At 45.0% G+C, this 24,413-nt stretch carries 21 protein-coding genes; 9 read left to right on the top strand and 12 right to left on the bottom strand.

Features of this window, described 5'->3' with window-relative positions:
* Positions 1-45: 45 nt before the first annotated feature.
* From DSM107010_RS08140 to DSM107010_RS08155, 3 genes are all read right to left on the bottom strand, one after another.
* Complete coding sequence (locus DSM107010_RS08140) at positions 46-921, bottom strand: RsmE family RNA methyltransferase (RefSeq protein WP_106168848.1); 876 nt, start codon at positions 919-921, stop codon at positions 46-48.
* Positions 922-1,034: 113 nt separating this feature from the next.
* Positions 1,035-1,640, bottom strand: coding sequence for a hypothetical protein (locus DSM107010_RS38245; protein WP_015155485.1), 606 nt, complete (start codon positions 1,638-1,640; stop codon positions 1,035-1,037).
* A gap of 268 nt (positions 1,641-1,908) precedes the next feature.
* Positions 1,909-2,757 (bottom strand): AraC family transcriptional regulator, encoded by an 849-nt coding sequence (locus DSM107010_RS08155; protein ID WP_015155486.1) that lies wholly within the window; start codon positions 2,755-2,757, stop codon positions 1,909-1,911.
* A 523-nt stretch (positions 2,758-3,280) separates the two neighbouring features.
* Between DSM107010_RS08155 and DSM107010_RS08160 the strand changes: the two genes are divergently transcribed.
* Positions 3,281-3,568, top strand: coding sequence for a hypothetical protein (locus DSM107010_RS08160; RefSeq protein ID WP_015155487.1), 288 nt, complete (start codon positions 3,281-3,283; stop codon positions 3,566-3,568).
* A gap of 6 nt (positions 3,569-3,574) precedes the next feature.
* Here the strand turns inward: DSM107010_RS08160 and DSM107010_RS08165 are convergent, their stop codons facing one another.
* The gene (locus DSM107010_RS08165; RefSeq protein WP_106169325.1) at positions 3,575-4,534 is read right to left on the bottom strand and encodes an MDR/zinc-dependent alcohol dehydrogenase-like family protein; all 960 of its coding nucleotides are present in this window, start codon (positions 4,532-4,534) and stop codon (positions 3,575-3,577) included.
* Between the two features lie 143 nt (positions 4,535-4,677).
* On the opposite strand from DSM107010_RS08165, the gene DSM107010_RS08170 reads away from it, so the two are divergent.
* Positions 4,678-5,637, top strand: a complete 960-nt coding sequence (locus DSM107010_RS08170) for a ChaN family lipoprotein (RefSeq protein ID WP_015155489.1) — start codon at positions 4,678-4,680, stop codon at positions 5,635-5,637.
* A 92-nt stretch (positions 5,638-5,729) separates the two neighbouring features.
* Here DSM107010_RS08170 and DSM107010_RS08175 read toward each other — a convergent pair whose 3' ends face one another.
* From DSM107010_RS08175 to DSM107010_RS08190, 3 genes are all read right to left on the bottom strand, one after another.
* Positions 5,730-7,268 (bottom strand): VanZ family protein, encoded by a 1,539-nt coding sequence (locus DSM107010_RS08175; RefSeq protein WP_106169323.1) that lies wholly within the window; start codon positions 7,266-7,268, stop codon positions 5,730-5,732.
* 103 nt (positions 7,269-7,371) lie between these two features.
* Positions 7,372-8,178, bottom strand: a complete 807-nt coding sequence (locus DSM107010_RS08180; RefSeq protein WP_015155491.1) for an inositol monophosphatase family protein — start codon at positions 8,176-8,178, stop codon at positions 7,372-7,374.
* Positions 8,179-8,312: 134 nt separating this feature from the next.
* Entirely contained in the window at positions 8,313-9,770 is a 1,458-nt protein-coding gene (locus DSM107010_RS08190; protein ID WP_106171399.1) for a BCD family MFS transporter, read from the bottom strand.
* A 131-nt stretch (positions 9,771-9,901) separates the two neighbouring features.
* Between DSM107010_RS08190 and DSM107010_RS08195 the strand changes: the two genes are divergently transcribed.
* Positions 9,902-10,855 carry an aldo/keto reductase gene (locus DSM107010_RS08195; RefSeq protein WP_127022748.1) on the top strand — a complete coding sequence of 318 codons (954 nt, stop codon included), beginning with the start codon at positions 9,902-9,904 and terminating at the stop codon, positions 10,853-10,855.
* Positions 10,856-10,967: 112 nt separating this feature from the next.
* Here DSM107010_RS08195 and DSM107010_RS08200 read toward each other — a convergent pair whose 3' ends face one another.
* The gene (locus DSM107010_RS08200; protein ID WP_015155494.1) at positions 10,968-12,416 is read right to left on the bottom strand and encodes a DEAD/DEAH box helicase; all 1,449 of its coding nucleotides are present in this window, start codon (positions 12,414-12,416) and stop codon (positions 10,968-10,970) included.
* Positions 12,417-12,486: 70 nt separating this feature from the next.
* Entirely contained in the window at positions 12,487-13,806 is a 1,320-nt protein-coding gene (gene rimO, locus DSM107010_RS08205; RefSeq protein ID WP_015155495.1) for a 30S ribosomal protein S12 methylthiotransferase RimO, read from the bottom strand.
* A gap of 343 nt (positions 13,807-14,149) precedes the next feature.
* Between rimO and btpA the strand changes: the two genes are divergently transcribed.
* From btpA to DSM107010_RS08225, 4 genes are all read left to right on the top strand, one after another.
* Positions 14,150-14,986, top strand: a complete 837-nt coding sequence (gene btpA / locus DSM107010_RS08210) for a photosystem I biogenesis protein BtpA (protein ID WP_041462514.1) — start codon at positions 14,150-14,152, stop codon at positions 14,984-14,986.
* Between the two features lie 322 nt (positions 14,987-15,308).
* On the top strand, positions 15,309-16,295 hold the full coding sequence (locus tag DSM107010_RS08215) for a vitamin K epoxide reductase family protein (RefSeq protein WP_015155497.1): 987 nt from the start codon (positions 15,309-15,311) through the stop codon (positions 16,293-16,295).
* Positions 16,296-16,389: 94 nt separating this feature from the next.
* Complete coding sequence (locus DSM107010_RS08220; RefSeq protein ID WP_106165950.1) at positions 16,390-18,531, top strand: CHASE2 domain-containing protein; 2,142 nt, start codon at positions 16,390-16,392, stop codon at positions 18,529-18,531.
* A 394-nt stretch (positions 18,532-18,925) separates the two neighbouring features.
* Positions 18,926-19,156 carry a hypothetical protein gene (locus tag DSM107010_RS08225; protein WP_106165951.1) on the top strand — a complete coding sequence of 77 codons (231 nt, stop codon included), beginning with the start codon at positions 18,926-18,928 and terminating at the stop codon, positions 19,154-19,156.
* A gap of 12 nt (positions 19,157-19,168) precedes the next feature.
* Here the strand turns inward: DSM107010_RS08225 and nadB are convergent, their stop codons facing one another.
* From nadB to DSM107010_RS08240, 3 genes are all read right to left on the bottom strand, one after another.
* Positions 19,169-20,887, bottom strand: coding sequence for an L-aspartate oxidase (gene nadB, locus DSM107010_RS08230; RefSeq protein ID WP_041462515.1), 1,719 nt, complete (start codon positions 20,885-20,887; stop codon positions 19,169-19,171).
* Between the two features lie 157 nt (positions 20,888-21,044).
* Positions 21,045-21,485 (bottom strand): photosystem II complex extrinsic protein PsbU, encoded by a 441-nt coding sequence (gene psbU / locus DSM107010_RS08235; RefSeq protein WP_181246272.1) that lies wholly within the window; start codon positions 21,483-21,485, stop codon positions 21,045-21,047.
* A 115-nt stretch (positions 21,486-21,600) separates the two neighbouring features.
* Positions 21,601-22,383, bottom strand: coding sequence for a DUF3120 domain-containing protein (locus DSM107010_RS08240; RefSeq protein WP_015155502.1), 783 nt, complete (start codon positions 22,381-22,383; stop codon positions 21,601-21,603).
* 362 nt (positions 22,384-22,745) lie between these two features.
* Between DSM107010_RS08240 and DSM107010_RS08245 the strand changes: the two genes are divergently transcribed.
* Positions 22,746-23,015, top strand: coding sequence for a hypothetical protein (locus tag DSM107010_RS08245; RefSeq protein WP_015155503.1), 270 nt, complete (start codon positions 22,746-22,748; stop codon positions 23,013-23,015).
* 252 nt (positions 23,016-23,267) lie between these two features.
* Positions 23,268-24,296, top strand: a complete 1,029-nt coding sequence (locus DSM107010_RS08250; RefSeq protein ID WP_106165953.1) for a CHAD domain-containing protein — start codon at positions 23,268-23,270, stop codon at positions 24,294-24,296.
* Positions 24,297-24,413: the final 117 nt, after the last annotated feature.

The following is a 24,413-nucleotide window of genomic DNA, read 5'->3' on the forward strand; positions in this document are numbered from 1 at the left end:
AGTTAAAAGTCAAAATTTAGGGTACAAGCTCTGAAGAAATGACTTTTATGCAGGGTTTTCAGAGTTCCTACTCATTTCTATAATCGCAGATATTTGCGATACAGCGACGATGGGAGCGGTAACTGCGCGTAAGATCCGTTTACCCAAGGAGACGGGTTGAAATCCTGCCGCGATCGCATTTTCGACTTCGTTTGTCGTCCAACCGCCTTCTGCACCTGTGGCAATGACGATAGATCCCCCCAACCCCCCTTGTAAAGGGGGGCTAGAGTTGCCTTGCGAAGGAGGGCTAGAATTTTCTTGTAAAGGGGGGTGAGAACTGTCTAATTCCCCTGATAAAGCGGGGAGAGAATCCTGCAACCCCCCTTTTGAAGGGGGGCTAGGGGGGATCGATTGCAAACTTGTAAATAAATGAGGCGAATTTCCCCGCGCCACACAGATATACTTGCGATCGCCTGTCACCGACAACAATCCCGTACTAAACGGGACGGGATCTAAAATCGTCGGTACGATTTGTCGTTCCGATTGTTCCGCCGCCTCAATTGCAATTCGCCGCCAACGGTCTAGTTTTTGCGGGCTGGGATGGAGTAAAGTGCGATCGCTGGTTACTGGAGCAAAACAATTGACTCCTAATTCAGTACAAGCGCGTACCACTTCATCAAATCCATTCCCTTTGGGTAGTGCCACCATCAGAGTTATCTCTACAGGTAACTCAGTTTGCACCTGCATTTGTTCTAAAATTTGTGCTGTTGTCTCTGCTAATACCGCTAGCCACCATTGACCTTTCCCATCCATCGCAATAAAGCGATCGCCCTGCCGCAGCCGCAAGACTCGCGTGAGATAATGCTGTTGCTGCGATGTGAGGGCAATTTGCTGCTGTTGCAGTTGTGCGGGAGCGATGACGATTCGTTGCAGTTGAGACATGAAGTATATTTACAGTTTGACAGAATATTTCGATCCCATCATCCATTGGCAGTGCCACCGAGATAAAGCCATTAGCCTGGTTGTTCCTCAGATTGACAGAAGAAGGCTAAACATTAGCTAGCTAACTTTCTTTGCCTTCTAGGAGTCACTAAACGCAGCACCATAACCCCGATTAACAAGACAACAAAGGGTGAATAAATCAGTGGTGAATTGGCAATTTTGAAGCTGAATTCAACCGTAAAAGCCAGCCAGAAAAAGTGCATCCCTGTAGTATGTAAAACTTTCCATCTTCTCTGTCCCAACAAAGCAGCTGGGCGATCGAAAGATGTTATCGTCATGGCAATTAGAAAGACATAGCCTAGTATGGCGAGCGCTGTGAAAGACTCAAACTTAGGCGCAGTTCCAGCAGTGACATACCATAAGCCAAAAATTGCGATCGCGTGATAGGTATGAGAAACTGCCATTGATACCCCAAAATAACGCCGATTTTTCAGCAGCCAGACTGAAAGAGGAGTAGATCGCATTCGATGCAGTGCCGAAGCGACAAACGCGCAGAGAAACAGAAGGCAAGAAGTACGAGCAGTGGCTCTAATTGCCATCCGCATCCCTTGTTCGTCTAATCCATCGATCAGCCAGATGGTAGCAACCATCGTACCAACTACCAGTGCCGACCAACCGACAATACCCCATTTTTGTAATGGGAGTTTAGTATCTGTCATAGTTTACGACTCCAACTGAGGATACCAATTGGTAGTTAATTTAGCGATCGCCTTTAGGTACTGTCTTGTCTGTTGTTCCGAAAAATGTTCTATTCTTCCAAAAACTTTTCCCGTAATACTAATTCTTTCTGACTACGCTGCTAGAAGATCCCCCCAACCCCCCTTAAAAAGGGGGACTACAATGCTGAGTTTATTGCAAAGAAAAACAGAAAAAGCAAAACAGAATTGATGTAAAAAGCTTTTTAACTTTTAACTTTTAACTTTTGACTTATCTCTGCTTGTCTCGATAAATTTTTGGCGTAGTCTTGACGTGTTGGCGAAATATTCTCGTGAAGTGACTTTGATTTTGGAAACCTACTTGCTGAGAGATTTCTACGATTGTGAGTTCCTGCTTGGCGAGTAAATGCTTTGCTGTCTCAATCCGGCATTTCGTAATGTATTGATGCGGCGATTGTCCGGTAGATTGTTTGAATAAAGTCGCAAAATAATGGGGACTCATGTTAACGACATTACTGAGTTCTGTCAAAGTGATGTTGCGATCTAAATTTTCGTGAATGTAGGCGATCGCCCGGTCTTGCTTATACTTGGGTAATCCACCTCGATAATCTCTAATTGTCTGCTGGCGAGAAGTATAGCGGCGTAACAAGTGAGCCGAAAGCGCCGTCACCATCGATTCTGCATATAACCGACTCTCCGCACCTCCTACCGCTAACTCAGCTTTCAACGCTAACCCTATCTGCTGAATCAACGGATCGCGTAATTGCAACTGGGGTATGAGTTCGATACAATTTTCCTCGATAGATTCATCAACAGCACGGTATAGAGTGGCAGGAGCGAGAAATAGATCTAAAATAGGGACTTCGCGATCCACTTGCGTTCTGGGGAACAATTGGCTGGCTGGAAAAATGCCAATATCGCCTTGAGCGTAATCTATATGTTGCCAGCTGCCATTGAAATCGAAGCTTGCCCGAAAATTGTCTAAAGCAATAATCACGAGATGCTGACTCATGTAGCTCGCAGGCATTTCATCAGCGGGTTCTAACTCATAGATGAAATGAAAGCCATCCCATCCCGCCTCTAAAAGATGTAAATGCTCGGGATGTTCGCCATGAGACATAGTTTAGTATTGGCTCTACTGGTGTCTGCTATTAATGTATCAGGGGATGTCGTTCTAGGTAGCGCGGCTCGTCTCATACCTACCAGGAGAGCCTAAGTTTTTCATAGAAAGAGCAAGTCAGCAATTAAAGGGAAAGGGGAAAGGAGAAACAATCGTTCCCGTTTCCCAGGCAATCCCCTAAAGTGACTATCGTTGGTATAAAGGAACGCAACTGGACACAAGGTATCCTCTTTATTGCGATCGCTCCAAGCGCATTTTTACTGAGGAATTTATTTTATTTGTGAAGTCATGCCTAATGTCTCAGTAGTTTTACGTTAAGTTGGTCATTGGTCACTGGTCACTGGTCACTGCTCCCTGCTGCTTGATAACTGACAGCTTTGTGTCAAAAGCTACTTAATTTCTATATAAACCCAACATAGGGAGGAGTGTGAATTCAAGCTGTTTTTTGTAGAATTTTCTACAAGTCATCAAACAGACAAATACTCGTACTTACGTTCTCAGTTTTTTGCTTTTTGGAGTTTTTGTGTTGCAATTCATCTATTTTGTCATTCAGGCTATCCAACCAATTTTAGTTCCGGTTTGCTTTGTTAGTGCTTGGGCAATTGTAGCTCTCATCGTTTGGAGTCTCTATAGCGCCGTGCGAGACAGTGTAGCTACCAGTCAAAAATTGCACCAAATTCCCTGTACGAATTGTCAATTTTTTACAGGAGATTATCGACTGAAATGTACAGTACAACCTACGATTGCTAATACCGAGGCAGCAATTACTTGCATGGATTACCAAGCGAAAACCAATCCCTTGCTGTACTAAATTAGCTCAATCTCGATCCATTTCTAACAAGACCTTCATCACACCGCGTGTTTGAGCGCGTTCAAAGGCGGCTAGTCCTTGACTCAACGGATAACGAGCGTGAATTAGCGGTTGAACGTCTACTTTTTGAGTGGCGAGTAAATTTAGGGCAGCGGGGAAAGGTCCGCAACGGGAACCGATGAGGGTAATTTCGTCTACAACCAAAGCGGAAGCGTCAAAACTCAAGTTACCTGCATAGGTGCTTTTGAGTACTAGCGTACCGCGAGGACGCAACGCACGACGGGCGATCGCAAATCCTGCTGGATTGCCCGTACACTCGACGGAAAGATCGAAAGATCTGTCGGTTACGGTTTCAGCTAAGCCTGTTTTAATCCCTCTTGCTTCTAAGTTAGCCAGTTTTTCCTGATGTCTGCCTACAGCTAATAAATCGCAACCAGTTAAAGCTAAGGTTTGGGCGACTAGCTGCCCTAACTTACCATCTCCCACTACTAACACGCGATCTGCTGCCTGAATTTGCACCTGCTGCTGAATTTCTAATGCTGCGGCGATAGGTTCGGTAAATGTAGCAGCTTCCGTAGAAACGTTGTCTGGTACGGGATGTAGGTTTGTGGTTGGTAAGGTGAGATAGTCGGCAAAGGCTCCATCACGGTTGACGATTCCCAATACGGTGCGGTTTTCGCAGTGGGTTGGCTGTCCGTTGCGACAGAACCGACATTGACCGCAGGTAGCATTGATTTCTCCTACTACCCTTTGGTTAACTAGATGAGTGGGTCCTTGTTCGACTACGCCAACAAATTCATGACCTAGAATACCCGTGTAAGGATAGTAACCCCGGATCAGTTCTAAGTCGGTGTTACAAATACCCGCTCGTAGGACGCGCACTAAGGCTTCTCCTGGGGAAGGTTCGGGAGTGGGGATATCTGTACGCAGTTGTAATTGGTTGTTTTCGAGCCAGAGTCCTTTCATTTTGATAGCTGGTTGATAAAAGCTGAGATTTATTTTAATGTCACGCATAGACGCGCAGCGGCTTCTCGTAGAGTAGACGCGAAGACGCTAAGAAAGACCGCAAAAGGTTGTTTGCATGTTTTATAAATAGCTCAAAGAAGAAGATGCAGCAGTTAATCAAAAAGTGGAAATGGCGAAGTTCGATTTATTTATTAATTTGCGTGTTAAGTATTTTTTTGATTTGCAATTGGTCTGTAAATGCTCAAAAAACAGTCAACAATTGTCGTCCACAAATTATTGTACCAGACTTCTCTAAGGTAAATGTCTCTATTCAGAATCAAAGTTGTAGTATAGAGGACGTTACGATTACTCAGTCAAGGGCTTTACAAGAATTAGCAAAAGCACGTGTGCTGTATTTGGGAGAAACTCACGATCGCGACCGAGATCGCAAAATTCAGTTAAAAATAATTCAAGAGTTACAAAAAAGAAATCCTCAAGTTGCGATCGCGATGGAGATGTTTCAAATACCATATCAAGATGCGATCGATAGCTATTTAGCTGGTAAGTTGACTGAAAAAGACTTGCTAGAACAAACTGAATACGAGCAAAGATGGGGATATTCTTGGGAGTCTTATGCGCCTATACTCAGATTTGCGAAAGAGAAACAATTGTCAGTTTTAGCTGTGAACACGCCTTCTGAAATTACTCGTCAAGTTGCAAAAGCAGGTTTAGATAGTCTCACACCTCAACAGCGAAAAATTATTCCTCCTGCTTCAGAAATTCGGACTGATAATGCTGCTTACCGTCAGATGTTAGCTAAAACTTTTGCACAGCATCAACATTCCAATCGAGGTAATAGTAGCGGGTTCGATCGCTTTTTTTTAGCACAGGTTTTATGGGATGAGACTATGGCAGCAGAAGTTGCTAAGTTTGTCAAAGCTAATCCTAAGCATCAAGTTGCCGTGATTGCTGGGCAAGGACATATTATTTATGGTTATGGTATTCTTAGCCGCGTAGCTAGAAGAATGCCTCCGCAATTCTCACAGGTTTCTGTGTTGTTAAGTCTTCCTCAAGATCCTGCTACTAATTCTAACCAACCGATAGCAGATTATATTTGGCAGTAAGATTAAATTGTACTATCTCGACTAGCCTCCCTTTTTAAGGGGGGTTGGGGGGATCGTCTTATCTGAATCAAACTGAATTATACGGTGCTAATTTAGGTTTTATGATTAGCAAAATTTAAGACTTTATTTCTCAACCAAAAAGGAATTTTCAACTTCAAAATTAAGGTTGTAGAGGCTGTCATCAGCATACCAAGTAAAATATTTGCTATTTCAAAGCTTCTACCACTACTCATTGCTAAGATTGTTTCTACAATCAGAGTTGGCAATAAAACACCAGCATAAAACAATGTATAACGGATGAATTGTTGTTTTGCTAGTGTAATAACAATTGCTAATAGCGCTCCTAAAGGAATGAATATCAAGCCATAGTAAAGAATTCGATCTTCTTTTGGTAATACTTCTAGAAGGTTAATATTGTATCGGTTTTGTAAGTTATCTACATAGACATGCAAACCTGAATTAGCATATGTTATAACTAGCTTGTGAAACTGTTTATCTGTAAAAACGTTATGCACGTTTGTGTCTAAATACTGAGCATTAACACCGTTGATCGGTGTTCGCAGTCGCAGGTTTAAATTATTGCCTTGTTGTCCTAAAGTAAAATTGCGCCTACCATTACTATCTGAAATAGAAATAATTCGAGCTGGTCCTTTTTGTTGAAACTTAGCAGTTGCAATTGTTGTTATTATTGTAAACTTAGAGGTTTCTTGTAATCTTTGATTGAGTCGATTCACAGGAGTATCTGTTTGCAGCCAATGGCGATCGCTTAGAAAGACTCCTCGATCGTCTGTTATTTCTGGTAGTTGCCCTCGCCAGCTCAAATCGGGCAAGTTTCCCGCGCGATCGCTGTAATTTTGTCTGTCTAACTGATAGTTTCCTATCAAAGGTGTATCTACATTATTCCACCAGTTTTGGCTGGCAAACACGCGCTCTATTTCTGCTGAAGAGAATGCTTTATCTGCAAAAGCGACTTCTGAAATAAATCCTTCCCAAGGACGTTCGCCTGTACGTTCGTTGCCTAATATGAGAGGATAATTTAAATCCCAAGTACTTAAGTTATTTGCGGATTGTAACGGAACTGTAAACAGGATAGATGTAGCTAAATAACCTAAAAAAGCAATTGCTACTATAGGAAAACTAAACCGATTTTTGTTCTTTTCAATTAAAGTTAAAATATAACTAACAAATTTAAATTTCCAGATATAAAAACATAAAAACCCGATAAATCCACCTAAGCTATTAGTGAAGAGATCGGCAGGTGAGGTTTCTCTAGAAGGCAAGAAAATTTGGAGCGTTTCTACAACGAAAGATAGAATAAAACTAAGAAATATAACTGAAACTAGTTTTAATAATAAACTGAACTTTCTGACCTGCAAAAAACAGGTTAGACTAAAGCCAAATGGAATAAATAAAAATATATTCTTAATCTTATCGCCCAAATGACTAGAATGTTTGAAATTGCTAAAAAAATATCTCAGAGAGCCACCTTCATCCCTAGAGAAATTGAAAGGGAAAAGAGTGGCAATAACTACAAGAAGAATGCTAGCAATAACAATGTAGGGCGCACTTTTAACTAAGAATTGGCGCAGACTACGTATAGTTGAGTTGCTGGCAGACGGATGAACGTGCATATGTTAAGTAATGTACGGCTTCTGGTACATCTTAGCGCTTCATCCGTAGTTTGACGGAGTGTTTTTTTAAAGATTTCAAGTTGTCTGTAGTTAATTAGTGCTGCTATTTTAAAGATTCTAAGAAGGGTTGAAATACTGAAATCAGTTCGCGACGACTGACGACAAGAGAGGGGAAAGAGATATTGCTGTAATCGTTCCCAGGTAATAAAGGAAAAATAGATGGCGATCGCAGCTCTACCCAAGTTCCTCCAGCTGCATGTAAAATTACCCAAGCCCCTGCTAAATCCCAAATTTTCGGTGTCGCTTCTACCCCACCCAGTACAGCACCCGCAGCAACGGTGAGAAAGTTGTAACTGGCAACCCCCAGCATCCTAATTTTGCAGGGAAAGCCAGATTGCATGACAGCAGTGCTGCGGGAACAGAGATTGAAAAAGTGATTTTTGCTAACCACATCGGTACTAGCATGGATCGGATGATGGTTGAGAAATGCCCCTGTAGGTGTTGCTAGCCCCGAATCTCCTGCCCAAAAGCCGTGAAAACTTTGTCCTAGCGGTGGTAAGTGGACGTAGCCAAAAACAGGCGTACCTCGGTACAGCAGTCCTAAAGAAATACCCCAGATGGGAAGTCCCCGCGTAAAGTTTGTCGTTCCGTCAAGCGGATCGATAACCCAGCACCATTCAGCATCAGGAAAAATTGTCTCTCCTTCTTCGCTCAAAATACCATAGCCGTTGAAGTTGGAGGCGATCGCATCTTGAATTTCTCGATCTGCCCATTTATCTGCTTGGGTAACGAGGCTACCATCAGCTTTCTGAGAGGCTTGTACCTGCCCGAAATCCTGCATCAGTTGCGCCCCTACCCTCTGGGAGGTGGTAGCGGCAAAATCGAGAATCGTCGTCCAGAAATCAGTCATGAATGAGGGTGTGGGGTGTGGGGTGTAGGGTGTAGGGTGTAGGGTGTGGGGACAAGGGGGCAAAGGGGGACAAGAAAGCAACTACCAATTACCAATTACCAATTACCAATTACCCATTACCCATTACCCATTTATCAATCCAATTCGTTTTCAAATACTGAAGCGATCGCTTTTTTGGCGTTGCTGCGAAATTCGACTATATCTACGCGACTGAGTAACCAAATTGCTAACACCATTAACAACGCTTGAATGGTAAATACCAAACCGTAAGCTAGCACTGGGGCTGAAAATAGCTGTTTGCCTACGTCTAATATTGCCCCTCCACTGACTGTTGCCGTTGCCCGCGCTAATGCCTGCGCCAGCCCCCACGCGCCAATAAATGTCCCTGCTGTTTCTGCTGCCGTAAAGTCTAGCATTAAACTTAATGCACCTGTGGTAGTCACGCCAGAAGCCAAGCCGAATAGGACTAATGCTCCCTGCAAAACTTGGCGATTTGCAGTAAAACCCGATGCAATGACGAGTCCTACACTCAGAGCAACTAGGATACAACCGATTTGAGTCGTTTTTTGCTTGCCAATCCGTGGCACGATTAAAAAGCCCGTGCTACCAATTCCTAGTAACGTACCCGTACCCCAAAAAGCATTCAGCCTCGTAGTTTCCGCAACGCACATTCCGAAGACTTCCCCGCCATAAGGTTCCATCACTGCTTCTTGCATGAATAAGCTAAGTGTCATGGCGAGGAGAAAGGTGAAGAATAAACCCGTTTGACGGCTGGCGGTTAGGACTTTCAGCGCCCTAGATATGGTAATTTGGTCTTCTCTATCTGCGACTATCGATCGCGAAGTGTAGCGAGAATACTTTTTTTCTACACCAAACGTTGATAGTAGAGCTAACCCAGTGACAACTCCCGGCAAAATGAAAAATAAGCGGTTAATCGAGCTTTGTAGGATAGCAAGTTGAGCGGGTTGACTGTAAAGCGATACTGTTCCTACAGCTGACTCTTGACAAGTGGAGGCAGCGGGCAGAAGTTTGGAGCTGATAATTGCCCCAATCACAATTCCTACCATGAGCATCGACCACACAACACCTACGAGTTTAGAGCGGTTGTCTTCATCGGAAACATCGACGAGCAAAGCAGCAAATGGGGTAGAACTAGAACTAAGTGCCAACCCGTACAAAGCAAAGATTCCCGCTAATAACGCTATCCAACCATAGGTAACGAAACTCCAGCCTTGGTTGTATATACTGCTGCCAAGTTGCCACATAACTTGGACTGCAAGAAAGGCAGCGATCGCAAATAATGCCGCACCAATCCAAATGTAACCCGTGCGGTGATTGCTCCACATCTTTTTGGCATCAGACATTTGCCCGAACCACAGGCGCGAGGGAGCCACAAACTGATGCATGGCGATCGTTCCTGCTGCTAGGGTAGCCGGAATTGCCAATTCTTTAATCGCAATCCGATTGAGGACTCCCAGAGTGAGAACGGACATCATCCCCAGTCCCATTTGAAATAAGCCTAACCGGAACATAGTCAGGATATTAATTTTAGGAGGTAACTGTTCTCGTTCGGACAAGCTACTTTTCGCCATATTTTTTATAAAAACAACTATTTATCGATACATTTTCTGCTTTCTTTAGGATAAACCTTAGCCAGAACTGCGATCGCGACGGCAACGCTACACTAAGAGTGTGTAAAGAAGTGTAAATAGGTACGGTAAAATTGGAAACTATCAAATTAGGTCAGGATGGCGCTGCTGTTTGTCCTTTATGCATTGGAACGTGGGCGTGGGGCGACAAACTATTTTGGAACTATGGCAGCGATGAGGAGGATGCCAAGCAGCTACAGGTAGCCTTCCAAGCCGCACTAGATGCGGGTACGACATTTTTTGATACGGCAGAAGTCTACGGATTTGGATTATCGGAAAAGTATTTGGGGCAGTTCATCCAACAAAGCGATCGCCCCATTCAGATTGCGACGAAATTCGGTCCCGCGCCTTGGCGGTTTACAGCTCAATCCGTCTCTGATGCGCTGACGGAAAGCCTCAAGCGTCTGGGTTTGGAGCGAGTCAGCCTCTACCAAGTCCACTGGCCTTTCAGCTTTTTCATGAGTCAAGAAACGCTGATGAATGCCCTTGCCGATGAAGTGCAACGGGGCAGAATCGAAGCAGTAGGAGTCAGCAACTATTCCGCAGAACAAATGCAGCAAGCATACAAAATTTTGGCAGCCCGTGGAGTCAAGCTGGCTAGCAATCAAGTCCGCTACTCGCTTTTAACGCGGCAAATTGAAACGAACGGCATTCTCGACACGGCACGACAGCTAGGCGTAACAATCTTGGCTTACAGCCCTCTAGCACAAGGCTTGTTAACTGGAAAATACACGGCTAGTAGTGCCGAGAAGCCTACAGGCGCACGCCGGATCGATCCTCGTTTTAGCAAAGAAGGTTTGCAAAAAATCGAACCAGTGATTTCGATCTTGAAAAAAATTGGCGATCGCCACGGACGCACCCCCGCTCAAGTTGCCCTTAATTGGTTAATTGCTCAAGGTAACCTAGTTGCGATCGCGGGTGCAAAAAATGCCAACCAAGTCCAGCAAAATGCTGGCGCTCTCGGCTGGCAAATGACGGACGAAGAAATAACTCAGTTAGAGCAAGTAACTCGTCCGTGGCTTTATTAGGGAGTCGGGAGTCGGGGGTTGGGAAATTTTGGATAATGGAATTGAATTTCTCCCTTGTCCTCCTTGTCTCCCTTGTCCTCCTTGTCTCTCTTATCTTTAAAAACCCTATGCTCTAGTTTTCTCGTGCCGTGCGCAGTTTGGGTTTAGCAACTGAGCGCTTGTCTGAGCTGGAAAACTCTTTTTCTCCGTTGCGATCGCGTTTGGCTAAACGAGGCTTGGGAGTGGAGCGCTTTTCGTCTGCTATGTCGTCTTCAGCGGAGTCGAGCCACGCTGGACGGGTTTTATCATAAGCCATTTGTAAAGCGGCTGCGGCGATCGCGTGTGCGTCGTATTCTTCACTCAGTTCGCGCACGATTGGCAAGAAGGAGGCTAATCTTTCCCCAGAGAGAACTTCCCGCAGTTGTTCTTGCAGTTTTTCAATTTGCCGCGCTTCGATTTGCGCTTTGGTGGGGACGTAGCTAACTTTCAAGCTTTGGCGAACGTGACGTTCGATCTGCTGCTGTTTGCGGCGATCGAACGGTTGGATGAGGGAAATTGCCGTGCCTTCTTTTCCGGCTCTACCCGTGCGTCCGATCCGATGAACGTAAGTTTCTACGCTGTCAGGTAAATCGTAGTTAATAACGTGAGTTAAATGATCTACGTCTAAACCGCGTGCGGCGATGTCTGTTGCAATCACCCACCGTACTTGCTTGTTGCGGAACCGCGATAGCAGGCGCTCCCGTGCTTGTTGGGTTAAATCGCCGTGATATTCGTCGGCGCTATAACCCGATGCTTGCAGTTGACTGGTGAGATCTGCTGCTGTTTTGCGAGTTTTGACAAATATGATTGCAGATTCTGGGTCTTCCAATTCTAAAATTGGCTGCAATGCTCTTGCTTTTGTCCAATGACGCGGTACGAGGTAAGCGACTTGACTAATTTTAGTAGGAGCAGCTTTTGGCTGGTCTACCGTAACTGTGACGGGCGAGTGTAAAAACTTCCCGACTAACATCTGAATTGCGCTTGGCATTGTTGCCGAAAACAAAGCTGTTTGTCGCTCTTTTGGTGCGGAAGCAAGAATTTTTTCCACATCATCAATGAAACCCATGCTCAGCATTTCATCGGCTTCGTCAAGTACGACAAATTTCACTTTATCTAGCTTAAGATTGCCGCGATCGAGCAAGTCAATCACTCGCCCTGGCGTACCAACCACAATTTGTACGCCGCGATTGAGCTGCTGAATTTGGCGTTCAATTGATTGCCCGCCGTAGATAGCTAGAATGCGGCTTTCATTTCGATCTACAAAGCTTTTCATTGCTTGGCAGACTTGTACTGCTAATTCCCTCGTAGGAGTGAGAATCAGCGCTTGTACTGCCTTACTTTGATGGTCGATTTGCTCTAGAATCGGCAAAGAAAATGCGGCTGTTTTACCCGTACCTGTTTGAGATTTACCAACGACATCGCGCCCTGCTAATAATTGGGGGATTGCCTGTACTTGTATATTGGTTGGTGTAGTGAATCCAATTTTTTCTAATTGTTGAATACGGCTTTCTGAAAGACCTAAGCTTTCAAAGGATAAATTCATTTAAGCTCCTAAACTACTCTGTTTTTTCTACTTTTGTTATCGATTGTTATCGATCGATAGCTATGCGCTATTAGCTACTCACAACCTCACCCTTGAGATCGTATGGCTCAGCCTCGGTAATTTTGACTGGCACGATTGAACCTAACCTAGCTACACCTTTGACGTAGACTAAACCATCTACTTCTGGTGAAAACCGAGCTGAACGTCCGATATATTCTCCAGTTTCAGGATTTTCTTGCTCGATTAAAACATCCACAACTTTGCCTTCTTGCGCCTGATTTCTCTGCCAAGAAATCGGTTGCTGGAGTGCCATTAAAGCATCTCGTCTTGCATCCATAATTTCTTGAGGAATTTGATTCGGCAGGCTGTAAGCTGGAGTTTCCTCTTCTGGAGAAAATGTAAACACACCCACATGGTCAAATTCGTGGCGTTCGACAAACTGCATCAGATGCTCGAAGTGCGCGTCTGTCTCGCCAGGAAATCCTACTATAAATGTTGTCCGTACAACTGCCTCTGGGATTGCCGTTTTAATCCGTTCGATAATACTGTCATTGACCCGACCTTGCCAAGGGCGGTTCATCGCACGGAGAATTTCAGGATGGGAGTGTTGTAAGGGTAGGTCTAAATACGGTAAGACATTTGGCGTGGCTCGAATTGCCTCGATGACTTTCGGTGTCAACCCTGTTGGATAAGCATAATGCATCCGAATCCAAGGAACATCGACTTTACCTAAAGCAACTAACAGTTCCGCTAATTTTGGTTCGCCGTACAAGTCTACACCATAATTAGTGGTAATTTGGGAAATCAAGATAATTTCCTGTACCCCTTGAGCGGCGAGTTGCTTTGCTTCTGCCACAATCGATTCGATCGAGCGCGATCTTTGATTTCCCCTTAAGTGAGGAATAATGCAAAAAGCGCAACGGTAATCGCATCCTTCTGCCACCCGCAAGTATGCAACTCCTTCTGTCGTCGTGCGATAGCGAGGTGTAGTTTCGTCAGCGATATATGTTGGTTCGGGCGAGACAAGCTTTACTTTTTCTCCCTTTTCTACCCGCTCAATTACGTTTACAATTTGGTGATAGTCTCCCGTACCGATCGCGGCTACCGCTTCTGGGATCTCTTCTAGCAGTTGTTCCTGAAAGTGCTGCGCCATGCAGCCCATAATGACAATTTTTTTATTTGCTTCTGCTAGCTCGACTATAGTACGAACCGATTCTTGACGCGCTGCTTGAATAAAGCTACAAGTATTGACGACAACATAATCAGCTAGTTCTTCGTCGTTATCGACTTCGTATCCAGCTTGAACGAGGAGTCCGATCGTGTGTTCCGTATCTATTCGATTTTTCTCGCAGCCTAGATGAGAAAATGCAATTGTTGGCTTTTTGCCCATGAAATCAATTTAAGTGTAAGTAGAGACAGGGTTTTTCAATCGTTCTATTGTAGCGATCGCTTCCAAAACGGCTTATCCGTTTGATGCTACACCCCTATGGCTCTCTGCTCACCGGATGCGGTCAATGCAATCGCTCAACCTATGCAATCTATATAGTAGCGTAATGAATGAAAATTTACAATATTTTACAAAAATTATGCGGTAACTAGTGGTTAGTGACTAGTGACTAGATTCTTCAAATCACTAGCCACTAGTCACTAACCACTGATAACTGATAACTGAAAGAAGTTATGATTTGTCTTAGCCTACTTCTAAATAAGTGCGTCCGAAGTATTGTAAAGACGTGGATCTGAATCAGACATTTAAAACCGATCGCCCTATCATTGGAGTCGTACATTTATTACCCCTGCCTACCTCGGCTCGCTGGGGTGGAAGTTTAGCTGCTGTCATTGACAGGGCAGAACAGGAAGCTACAGCTTTAGCTTCTGGTGGAGTAGATGGAATTATTGTCGAAAATTTTTTTGACGCACCTTTCGTTAAAGAGCGAGTCGATCCAGCAGTCGTCAGCGCCATGACACTGATCGTACAGCGGCTCAAACAGCTAGTAACTCTACCGATCGGACTGAACGTATTGCGAAATGACGCTCATAGTGGATTAGCGATCGCCAGTTGCGTGCAGGCACAATTCATTCGCGTCAACGTTCTAACAGGCGTGATGGCAACAGATCAAGGCATTATTGAAGGACAAGCTCACAGCCTTTTGCGCTATCGGCGAGAACTTGGTAGCGATGTCAAAATCTTTGCGGACGTATTGGTAAAGCACGCTCGTCCTCTCAGTTCTACCAATTTAACCAATGCCGTACAAGACACGATCGAGCGGGGACTAGCCGACGCAGTGATTCTGTCTGGTTGGGCAACGGGTAACCCGCCCAACTTAGAAGACCTAGAACTGGCGACAGCAGCAGCCAACGGCACGCCAGTTTTTATTGGCAGTGGTGCGGATTGGGAAAATATTTCTACTTTAATGCCAGCCGCAGATGGAGTGATTGTTTCTAGTTCTCTCAAACGTCACGGACGACGGGAACAGCCAGTCGATCCGATTCGCGTCAGCCAGTTTGTCGAAGCCGCACGTCGTAGTTTTACAAAAGTAGCTAGTTTGAAGGGAGTCGGGAGTCGGTAGGGGCGGGTTTCTAAACCCGCCCGTACGGGAGTCGGGAATAAGTGGTGAGTGGGGAGAATTCGGAAGCGCGGAATTCGGAATTGGTGATTTGGAATTGGTGATTTGGTAATGGGTAATGGGTAATTGGTGGTTGTTGGTTGTTGCACCTGAAGCTCACCTGCACACAAAGCCCACCTGCCCCTCTGCCCCTCTGCTCCCTACTCCCTGCTCCCTACTATGTAACGGAGTTGTGATATTGCCCAAGGGTCGTAAAAAGGTTCCGTTATGATTGACAAAGCTAATAATTAGTTGTCATTTATTAATTATCATTTGTCATTTGTTTATGATACGCCGACGTTCTACACCTTGGATTCATCGCTGGTCTCGCCCCGCGATCGCTGCGATCGCCGGAGTGGGGGCGCTGGTCACGGCATACTTAACTATAGAAAAGTTGATGGGACGCACGCCTGGATGTCTCGCTAGCGCGGGTGCTGAGGCGAGTTCTAGCTGCGCGGATGTCCTTTCAAGTCCTTGGGCAACTGTATTTGGCTTACCTTTGGCTTTATTCGGTTGTTTGGCTTATACGAGTATGGTCGTGTTTGCCCTGACTCCCCTAGCAGTTAATCCAACTCAAAATAAAGCACTCCGCTCTCAGTTGGAGAATGTGACGTGGATGCTGCTATTAGCAGGGGCGATCGCCATGTCCGTTTTTAGCGGCTACTTAATGTACGTGTTATTTGCTAAAATCAACGCCTTTTGCTTGTACTGTATTGCCTCGGCGCTCTTCTCGGTTAGTATGCTAACCCTGACACTATTAGGTCGCTCCTGGGAAGACGTAGGGCAAATATTATTTACAGCATTGATAGTAGGAATGGTCACGCTAGTTGGTACGCTTGCCGTTTATGCGGACGTAGAAAAACCAAATGATACTACTACTGCACAACAAGTCCAGCTAGAGCCTGCGGGAGATCCCATCCCAGGAGTTGGTTGGCAGATTACAACGACTTCTGGAGAATCAGAAATCGCACTGGCAAAACATCTCAAAGAGATTGGAGCTAAAGAATACATCGCTTGGTGGTGTCCCCACTGTCACGAACAAAAGCAACTATTTGGCAAAGAAGCCTACAGTTATATCAACCATATTGAGTGCGCTCCCCCTAAAGCCAAGAAGCTAGCACCCGAATGCGAAGCAGCCAAGATTCAAAGTTTTCCCACTTGGGAGATTAACGGTAAACAATATGCAGGTGTGAAGTCTTTGAAGGAATTAGCAGAAATTTCAGGCTATAAAGGACAGACGAATTTCAAGAACTTTCCGAATGCATTTCAGTAGTTAGTTATTAGTGACTAGTGACTCGTGACTAGTCACTAGAACAAAACTCAGAATTTAGCCACTCACCCCTCACTCCTCACTCCTTAACCCTCCTTTGCTATCTCGTAAACAGCGAGTTTGGATTACAATTTTTAGCGCTGCTATTTGCTTGTTGCTACGCTTCAGTGGTTTACTACAGCCTTTGGAGTGGGCGGCTTTAGATCGGTTTTTTCGCCTGCGTCCTTGGGAAGCGCAAGACACTAGGATTGCAATTGTGGCGATCGATGAGGCAGATTTACAGCAAGTCGGGCAGTGGCCCTTACCAGATCGGGTAGTTGCCGAATTGTTGCAAAAAGTGAGTGTTGCCAAGCCTCGCGCTATAGGTTTAGATATCTATCGCGACTTGCCCGTACCTCCAGGTCAGCAGGAATTGCGCCAAGCTTTGACGATCGTTGACAATTTAATCGGTATAGAACAACTGGGCGATCGCTCTAGAGTCGCCCCATCGCCCTTTTTGGATCGACTGGATCGCGTTGGTTTTAACAATGTTGTCTTAGATGCTGATGGTAGGGTGAGGCGAGGGTTGCTGTACTGGTCTACACCTACAAAACTACATGAAAGCTTCGATTTGAAATTAGCTTTAACGTACCTGCAAGCAGAAGCGATCGCGTCCCTATCAATCGATAAGAATTTTCAGGCGTTGCATTTGGGTCAAGCCGTGTTTCACCGCTTTCAGCCTCACGATGGCGGTTATGTCGGTGCTGATGCTGGTGGATATCAAATCCTCGCTAACTTTCGTCATCCCAGCACGAATTTTCTCCGAGTGTCGATGAGTGACGTACTGGCTGAGCGAGTACCAGCAGAAACATTTCGCGATCGCATTGTCATTATCGGTTCTACTGCCCCTAGCTTAAAGGATTTTTTCTATACTCCCGATAGCGCCAGTCCCCTATGGGGAGCAGCTCAACCGATTGCCGGAGTAGAACTACATGCTAATTTTGTTAGCCAAATTGTCAGCGCAGCTTTAGGAGAACGCCCCTTAATCCACGTCTGGTCGGATTTTTGGGAAAGTGCGTGGATAGTGGCTTGGATCGTGGTGGCAGCAAATCTCAGTTGCCGTTGGCAGATCGTCTATTCCACAATTTACGTGCTGCTGGCGGCTTTAGGCTTAATTAGTATTACTTATCTTGCTTTTTTTCAAGGTTGGTGGCTGCCTGTTATCCCACCTTTACTGGCGCTATTTGCTGTATCCGGTCTGATGACTGCCTGTAATGCTCAGTTACAAGAGGAGTTCAAGCGCTCTAAAGATTTTTTGCAGGGGCTAATCGATACGATTCCCGATCCGATTTTTGTCAAGAATAAAAAGTATCGTTGGATCGTATTGAATGAAGCTTACTGTCGCCTGATTGGTTATCCGTTAGCAGAATTAATTGACAAGTCGGAAGTCGATTTTTTTTCTCCCCAAGAAGCAGAAGTTTTTCGCCAGCAGGACGATCTGGTTTTTCGTAGTAACATGACTATGGAACACGAAGAAGAATTTAGCGATGCCAGCGGGACGACTCATTTAATTTCTACGAAGCGATCGCTCCATCGAGATGCGGCTGGCAATCTATATCTCGTGGGTGTCATCCGAGATATCACGGCACGCAAGCGGTTGGAAGAGGAACTGAAGCGTCAGACAGCGGATTTAGTCCAATATAATACCGAGCTACAGCTTTCCGAACAAAGACTCCGCCATCTGGCTTTACACGATCCACTGACGGGTTTACCAAATCGACAGCTATTCCTCGAACATCTGAACCAGTCAATTGCTTGGGCGCAAAGCCATCAGTTGTTGGTAGGACTATTGTATATCGATCTAGATGGCTTTAAACAGGTCAATGATACTTTAGGACATGACTGGGGCGATCGCTTGTTAGTTGCTGTTTCCCAAAGACTATCTGGGTGTTTGCGTCACAGCGATATTGTTTCTCGTTTGGGTGGTGACGAATTTACCGTTATCTTGCCTGCAATTCCAGAAGTCAGCGTTGCCGAAAAAGTAGCAAATAAGATTTTGGCAACTCTGTCCGAGGTTTTTGCGCTTAACGAACAAGCTCTTTCAATTACAGCTAGTGTGGGAATTGGCGTTTATCCCCTGCATTGCAATACTATTGATAGTCTGATTAAGCAGGCTGATACTGCAATGTACCGAGCAAAGCAGCTAGGAAAAAACTGCTATCAAATAGCAGTTGCTATCTCTAGTCAAACTAATTTGTAAAGCTAATTTGTATTAACGATCGCAACACGTAAATCCTGCTAAAGACGGATTAGCTTCAATTGCCACAGAACAAGCATTTTATTTATCTCTGCTGTGAGATAGATGCAAAACTACGTTACCTTTAGCTGAAAGGGCTTTCTAGCTCTAACAACTTAACTTGAACCATCAATTTTTACTTCTCTCTTTGGAGAGACTAGTTCTTCTATCTGTAGACAGAGTGAAATTTAATTTGCGGCTGAATAAAATCATGTCTGTTCCGTAAATTGTCTGATGTGATTGTAGTAACTATAAGAGATGTCTCTACATTCTGTTTATCAATGTATAAAAATTACATAAACCAAATTAAAAACTAGTAATACCACTGAGGAAGTCAGATAAAATACGAGGTATTTAAATGCGTAGTAGTTCAGCAACAGCCATGTCCGACAGCCTCAAGAATACTATTGTTACAGTCGTACTTGGCTTGCAATTGGTTGTTTTTTGGATTACTGTCAGTGTTGACACCTTAGTCAATTTTGTAACTAGTTTCTCGGATGCTCCTCCGGCGATCGCCCAAATCAGTCAGTACCAACCACCAATCTCAATCGGTAGTCCTAGTAGAACAATCGGATCTGGTACGAGGTAAGCAAATTGGTTGTTAAGTTGCGGTCGGTTCGGATTTCCACCACTGTTCGTACTGGATCAGAGTATGAGCTTGCCAGTGAGGATCGGTATGAGGATAATCTAAGCGGTAATGTCCGCCTCGGCTTTCGGTACGAAAGGCAGCACTTTTGAGAATTAAGTAAGCAATATCAAGAAGATTGCGGGTTTCGCTCCACAGACGCAAAGACTGCTCTATCTCAAGAGAATTTGCCGGAAGATTGGCTGAAAGATCGGAAACATTGATATGGGCTGGTTGTCCAGGCGGAAGTTGAAGCAAAAACTGACTCAAGGGCAGAGTAATAAATGCTTGTTGCCACAATTGTACCTGCGCGATCGCCCGCTCTAATCCTTGCTGTTCGCGGCAGATACCCGCACTCTGCCAGACCAAACGCGGCAGTTCGTAACGGATAGCTTCAATTGTGGTTTGCTGGCTCAGCCAATCAATCTCTGACAAACTAAACGACAAAGGGTAAAGACTAAAATCCGATCCGGTGTATTCATCCTTCCTCCCTTCTACTTCATCTTTCAATAGAGCCATCTGCGCCCCAAAGACGACACACTCCAGCAAAGAATTACTTGCTAAACGATTCGCGCCGTGGACTCCCGTACTAGCTGTTTCTCCGACAGCATACAAACCAGGGATTGAAGTGCGGTTTGTTAAATCTGCGGCAATTCCTCCCATCCAGTAGTGGGCGGCGGGAGCAACTGGAATTGGCTCCTGAAAAACATCGATGCCCCAGTGCTGACACACTTGAATGATATTGGGAAACCGCTGACGAATTTTTGCCTCTGGGATCGATCGCAAATCTAACCAGACGCAGGCAGTAGCAGGATCGGCTGAGGTACGCTGCAAATGGCTGTATATGGCACGACTAACAACGTCTCTGGGTGCTAGCTCTCCTGCTGGGTGATAGTCAAAAGCAAAGCGCTTACCCGTATCATCCATTAAATGCGCTCCTTCACCGCGTACCGCTTCGCTGATTAAGAATCGGTCTGCTCCAGGTTTGGTCAGAGCAGTCGGGTGAAACTGGACGAATTCTAAGTCTCGCAGCATGGCTCCAGCCCGCCAAGCGATCGCCACGCCATCACCCGTACTCAATTTGGGGTTGGTTGTCTGGGCAAACACTTGACCTCCGCCACCTGTTGCTAGGACGACAGCACGAGCGCGCAACCAGAGAATGCGATTGCTATCAAAGAGACTAATACCTTCACAGTGTCCAGTTTGGGGGTTAAGCCACAGACTTAAAACTATGGTTTGGGGAATAACTTGAATGTTCTGGCGTTCGAGAACCCGCGCTGTCAGGGTAGCAATGACCTGGCGACCAGTAGTATCGGCGGCGTGGAGGACGCGACGACGGGAGTGAGCAGCCTCTATGGTTAATGCTAATTCGCGATCGCGACGGTCAAAGGCAACCCCCATGCCTACCAAAGATTGAATGGATTCCGGTGCTTTGTGAGCCAGAAACTCTACAGATGCGCGATCGCACAACCCAGCCCCCGCTTGCAGCGTATCTTCTACATGCAACTGAGGAGAATCATCAGCCGCGATCGCCGCAGCAATTCCACCCTGCGCCCAATCACTTGCAGACAGATTTATCGTTTCTTTTGCAATTAAACCGACGCGAAAGTGGCTTGGTAGACACAGTGCCGTGTAGAGTCCAGCGGCTCCAGCTCCTACGACTATGACATCAAAATGGTTGAGGTTTTGTAGCAAGGGTTGTTGGTTGATAGTTGATAGTTGTTGGTTGACTGAATATCTTTGTAGAGACGTTACATGTAACGTCTCTACACAAATAACCAATAACCGAGTAAAAAATAACCCACTCTAGAAATAGGGTGGGCTGAGGCTAAATTGTCAATTCAAAAAGGATTTATCTGTAGATGCCGTTGTTATAGCGATCGTCACCCATTGTGTAGGCAGCTTCTACATCAGTAACGGTAAAGTTACCGATATTAGCTTCTAGAGTTTGTTTTTGACGCTCGGATAGTCCAGGTAATTCCATCACATCCTCTACGTTTTCGTAGGGAGCGTTTTGAACGATTTTACGAGCTAGAGTGGGATAAAGTCCTGGGTATCTCCGAAAAGCAGCAACGTTTGTGTTATTTAAATCGATTTTCTTGCCAAAGTCTGTTGCCAGCTTCGCATCTGCTCGATTGCTCGATCGAGCCGGAGACTCTACAGCTAGGATTGGTACGGTACGCAGGCTAAAATCGCTAAGATTAGCAGCGATCGCGGGTTGGGATATGCCCAGCCATCCCAAACAACCTACCAATACACTCAAAATTGTTAATAAACGGATCAATTTTTTCACAGTTTCTCTACCTCTTTGCATCCAACTGAAATCAGCACACAGCTAGTATCAGAAACTAATATATAGCTTATTGACTACCTGAGTATCAGACAAGGCGATCGCTATCTGCAAAAATTTAAGCTAGTGCCGCAGCTAGCCAGAATAAGCTATCTACTAAAATTGTACTCAACACTGCTCCACTAAATGCCCACCAGTGAGTCTGTCGAGCTCGCAAGGACAAGACTCCCCCTGCTAGCAACACCAACACTAAGACCGCTGCCCAACTCAACCCCCAGGGGGTATACACTTGTGCCAAGGCACTGCGAAGAATTGGTGCGACTAATGTTGGTTCGACCTGTACGACTTGCTTCCAGTAAGGAATTAGATCGGCGATGTAAAAGTAGAGGTCGGTGACGACTGTACCTAATAAAGAGCCTAGATAGAAAAAATTACCGACTTTGCCCCAATTACGCCGCAAACAGACGATCGCAAACGGTAGCCCGATCGCCTCAACTGGAAGATGTAGCAGTGGTTCCCAGCGCAACCATCCCCAATAAATCGAGCCAGCTAACCAACTCCAGCTAAACCCCAAGAGAATATCGCCCCATAAATGGCTAGAAGGACGAGACATCAATACTAAACTCAGCCACACCCAAATTAGGGTTATTCCCAAACTTAGTAGTGGTAGCGATCGCACCAGCGGCGCTTCAATAAAAACTGGTACAGATACCAAAAATACAGCCGCTCCAAATGCCCACCATGTTTGCTGCTTGGCTTTTTGAGCTGAGATGGATTGTACTAGATCTAAGTTTGACGATTCTAAATTTGATGGCTGGACGATGGTATCGCTCGTTTCAGTTGAGACTGAGCGAATCGTAGGTGTGGGACTGGTGTAGGTAGGCAAAGTAGAATTAATCAATTGAATATTAAAATTTGTTACTTATTTTAATCTTATTCAATATATCACAATGTAAATCCCCCCCTGGGGCATATATATACTATCTCAATAATCATTGTTTGAATAGTTGTTAGGGAGCAGGAGTTGTACGGGCGGGTTTAGCAAAGGATTCATGCCTGGGAAGAAGAAATCTTGGTTCAAAACCCGCCCCTGCACTGGTACGGGCGGGTTTTCTCGTGAATTGACTGATTTTGAATTGTATTGTCTCTTTGTTGATTTGGTACATTTGTACTATAATAATGATAGATGTTGTCGAGTTAGCTGAAGCAAAAAACGGCTTGATGGTAGCTCGATTTGATGCAAGATAAACTCAAAATTGCTCTATGACCAAGCACTATATTCTCAGCCTTAACCCCACTGCTAAGCATGACTGGGATCGGTGTATCCTGCGCGATCCAATTACTGCCAAGCGTCCAGAGATCGCAAAATTGATTGCTGAAGCTATTGGTGCGGAACCTGGTACGTATCTAGTCTCCGTCAATATTGAAGTCAAGGTTTTGGAACAAGTACCAGCTCCACAAGCAGAACAACTACCGCTTAGTGCCGTAGAGTACAATACGGAGCGCGCACAGTTGCAAGAATTAGCCGCCTAATCGAAAAGTTAGCAACCAATATTTAGCAATTGGCGTATTGCCATGAAGTGATTCAGAACGATTCAAAATTTCAAAATATAGATTTCGAGTAGCCTAGATAAGTCGCGAGCCATAAGTGAAAATACTTATTGCTTGCGGCTTTTTGCTGTTCTTTCTGTCTGAGGTGGAATCAAGGCGATCGCGACTGCGTGTTAGTATGAGAAACTCAAAAATAAGATAGAGCTATAAGGCAGATAGAGCGGGGTATAAAGTATGGCATCGTCTACACTAAGCGGCAAGAATACTTTAGGCGATCGCGCTGTGCTGGCAATTAAAAAGCACTTTGAAAAATTTCTCAAACACGAAGCAGACGTAATCGCAGATAGCGATCCAGAAGCATTGCATCAGATGCGCGTAGGAATGCGGCGTTTGCGGAGTGCGATCGCGGGTTTTGCTCCAGCCATCGACTTACCGAAACCAGTCCAAGAAAAAAAAATTGGTAAAATTGCCCGTATTCTGGGTAGTTTGCGAGATTTAGACGTACTGCGAGAATCATTAGAAAACAAATACAAACCCGCTTTACCTGCTGACGAACAAGAACAATTGGATACAGCGCTGGTTTACCTGTATAAGCGGCGGCGGAAGGCTTTTGCGAAAGTACATGAAACTTTAACAGGCGATCGCTATCAAGAACTGAAGCAGGCTTTAGAAAAATGGCTATCTCAGCCCCAACTGCAACCAATCGCCCAGATGCCAATTCAGGCGACTCTACCAGATCTACTTCTATCTGAGGTTGGTAGGCTACTGTTACACCCAAGTTGGTTAGTAGGAACCAAATTACAAGACGAACAGGTAGTAGTACAAACAGGACAAACACCAGAACAGGCAAAACAACAACTCATCGATAACGCCCCTCTTCTCCACAGTCTGCGTAAAGAAACCAAACGCGCTCGCTATCAAATGGAAGTCTTTGCTAACTTTTATGGAGCTTCTTACGAAACTTACCTTGAAGATCTCAAAGCCATTCAGAGTATTTTAGGACAATTTCAAGATAGTGCCGTACTGTCTGAGTTTTTAGCAGATGCTTTGCAATCAAAAATTGAAAAAAACATGCCAACTCTCGCTAATTTGTTAGCAGAGCATAATTACCAAGCTTGGCAACAATGGCAATCTCTACAACAGCGATATCTCAACTTGGAAAGTCGCAAAGGCTTGCACATGTCAATTTTGATGCCCACCTGGGAAAACGTCAAGAACGGGCAAAGTACAGAACACGATACTATTCTCAGCCAACAGAGTTAACATTCAAAATTCAAAATTCAAAATTCAAAATTCACACCCCTTCTTCACGCACCACGCACCACTTTCTCACTAACAACCAACAACCAACAATCAACAACCAATAACAAATGACCAATG

The organism is Chroococcidiopsis cubana SAG 39.79 (assembly GCF_003991895.1).
Lineage (GTDB): Bacteria > Cyanobacteriota > Cyanobacteriia > Cyanobacteriales > Chroococcidiopsidaceae > Chroococcidiopsis > Chroococcidiopsis thermalis.

Bases quoted from the DNA above. Each gene is read 5' to 3' on its own strand.
- DSM107010_RS08180 (WP_015155491.1), bottom strand. From the start codon at position 8,178: ATGACTGATTTCTGGACGACGATTCTCGATTTTGCCGCTACCACCTCC.
- DSM107010_RS38245 (WP_015155485.1), bottom strand. From the start codon at position 1,640: ATGACAGATACTAAACTCCCATTACAAAAATGGGGTATTGTCGGTTGG.
- DSM107010_RS08225 (WP_106165951.1), top strand. From the start codon at position 18,926: ATGCGTAGTAGTTCAGCAACAGCCATGTCCGACAGCCTCAAGAATACT.
- DSM107010_RS08140 (WP_106168848.1), bottom strand. From the start codon at position 921: ATGTCTCAACTGCAACGAATCGTCATCGCTCCCGCACAACTGCAACAG.
- DSM107010_RS08190 (WP_106171399.1), bottom strand. From the start codon at position 9,770: ATGGCGAAAAGTAGCTTGTCCGAACGAGAACAGTTACCTCCTAAAATT.
- DSM107010_RS08165 (WP_106169325.1), bottom strand. From the start codon at position 4,534: ATGAAAGGACTCTGGCTCGAAAACAACCAATTACAACTGCGTACAGAT.
- DSM107010_RS08155 (WP_015155486.1), bottom strand. From the start codon at position 2,757: ATGTCTCATGGCGAACATCCCGAGCATTTACATCTTTTAGAGGCGGGA.
- DSM107010_RS08175 (WP_106169323.1), bottom strand. From the start codon at position 7,268: ATGCACGTTCATCCGTCTGCCAGCAACTCAACTATACGTAGTCTGCGC.
- DSM107010_RS08215 (WP_015155497.1), top strand. From the start codon at position 15,309: ATGATACGCCGACGTTCTACACCTTGGATTCATCGCTGGTCTCGCCCC.
- DSM107010_RS08170 (WP_015155489.1), top strand. From the start codon at position 4,678: ATGCAGCAGTTAATCAAAAAGTGGAAATGGCGAAGTTCGATTTATTTA.
- rimO (WP_015155495.1), bottom strand. From the start codon at position 13,806: ATGGGCAAAAAGCCAACAATTGCATTTTCTCATCTAGGCTGCGAGAAA.
- DSM107010_RS08245 (WP_015155503.1), top strand. From the start codon at position 22,746: ATGACCAAGCACTATATTCTCAGCCTTAACCCCACTGCTAAGCATGAC.
- DSM107010_RS08200 (WP_015155494.1), bottom strand. From the start codon at position 12,416: ATGAATTTATCCTTTGAAAGCTTAGGTCTTTCAGAAAGCCGTATTCAA.
- DSM107010_RS08250 (WP_106165953.1), top strand. From the start codon at position 23,268: ATGGCATCGTCTACACTAAGCGGCAAGAATACTTTAGGCGATCGCGCT.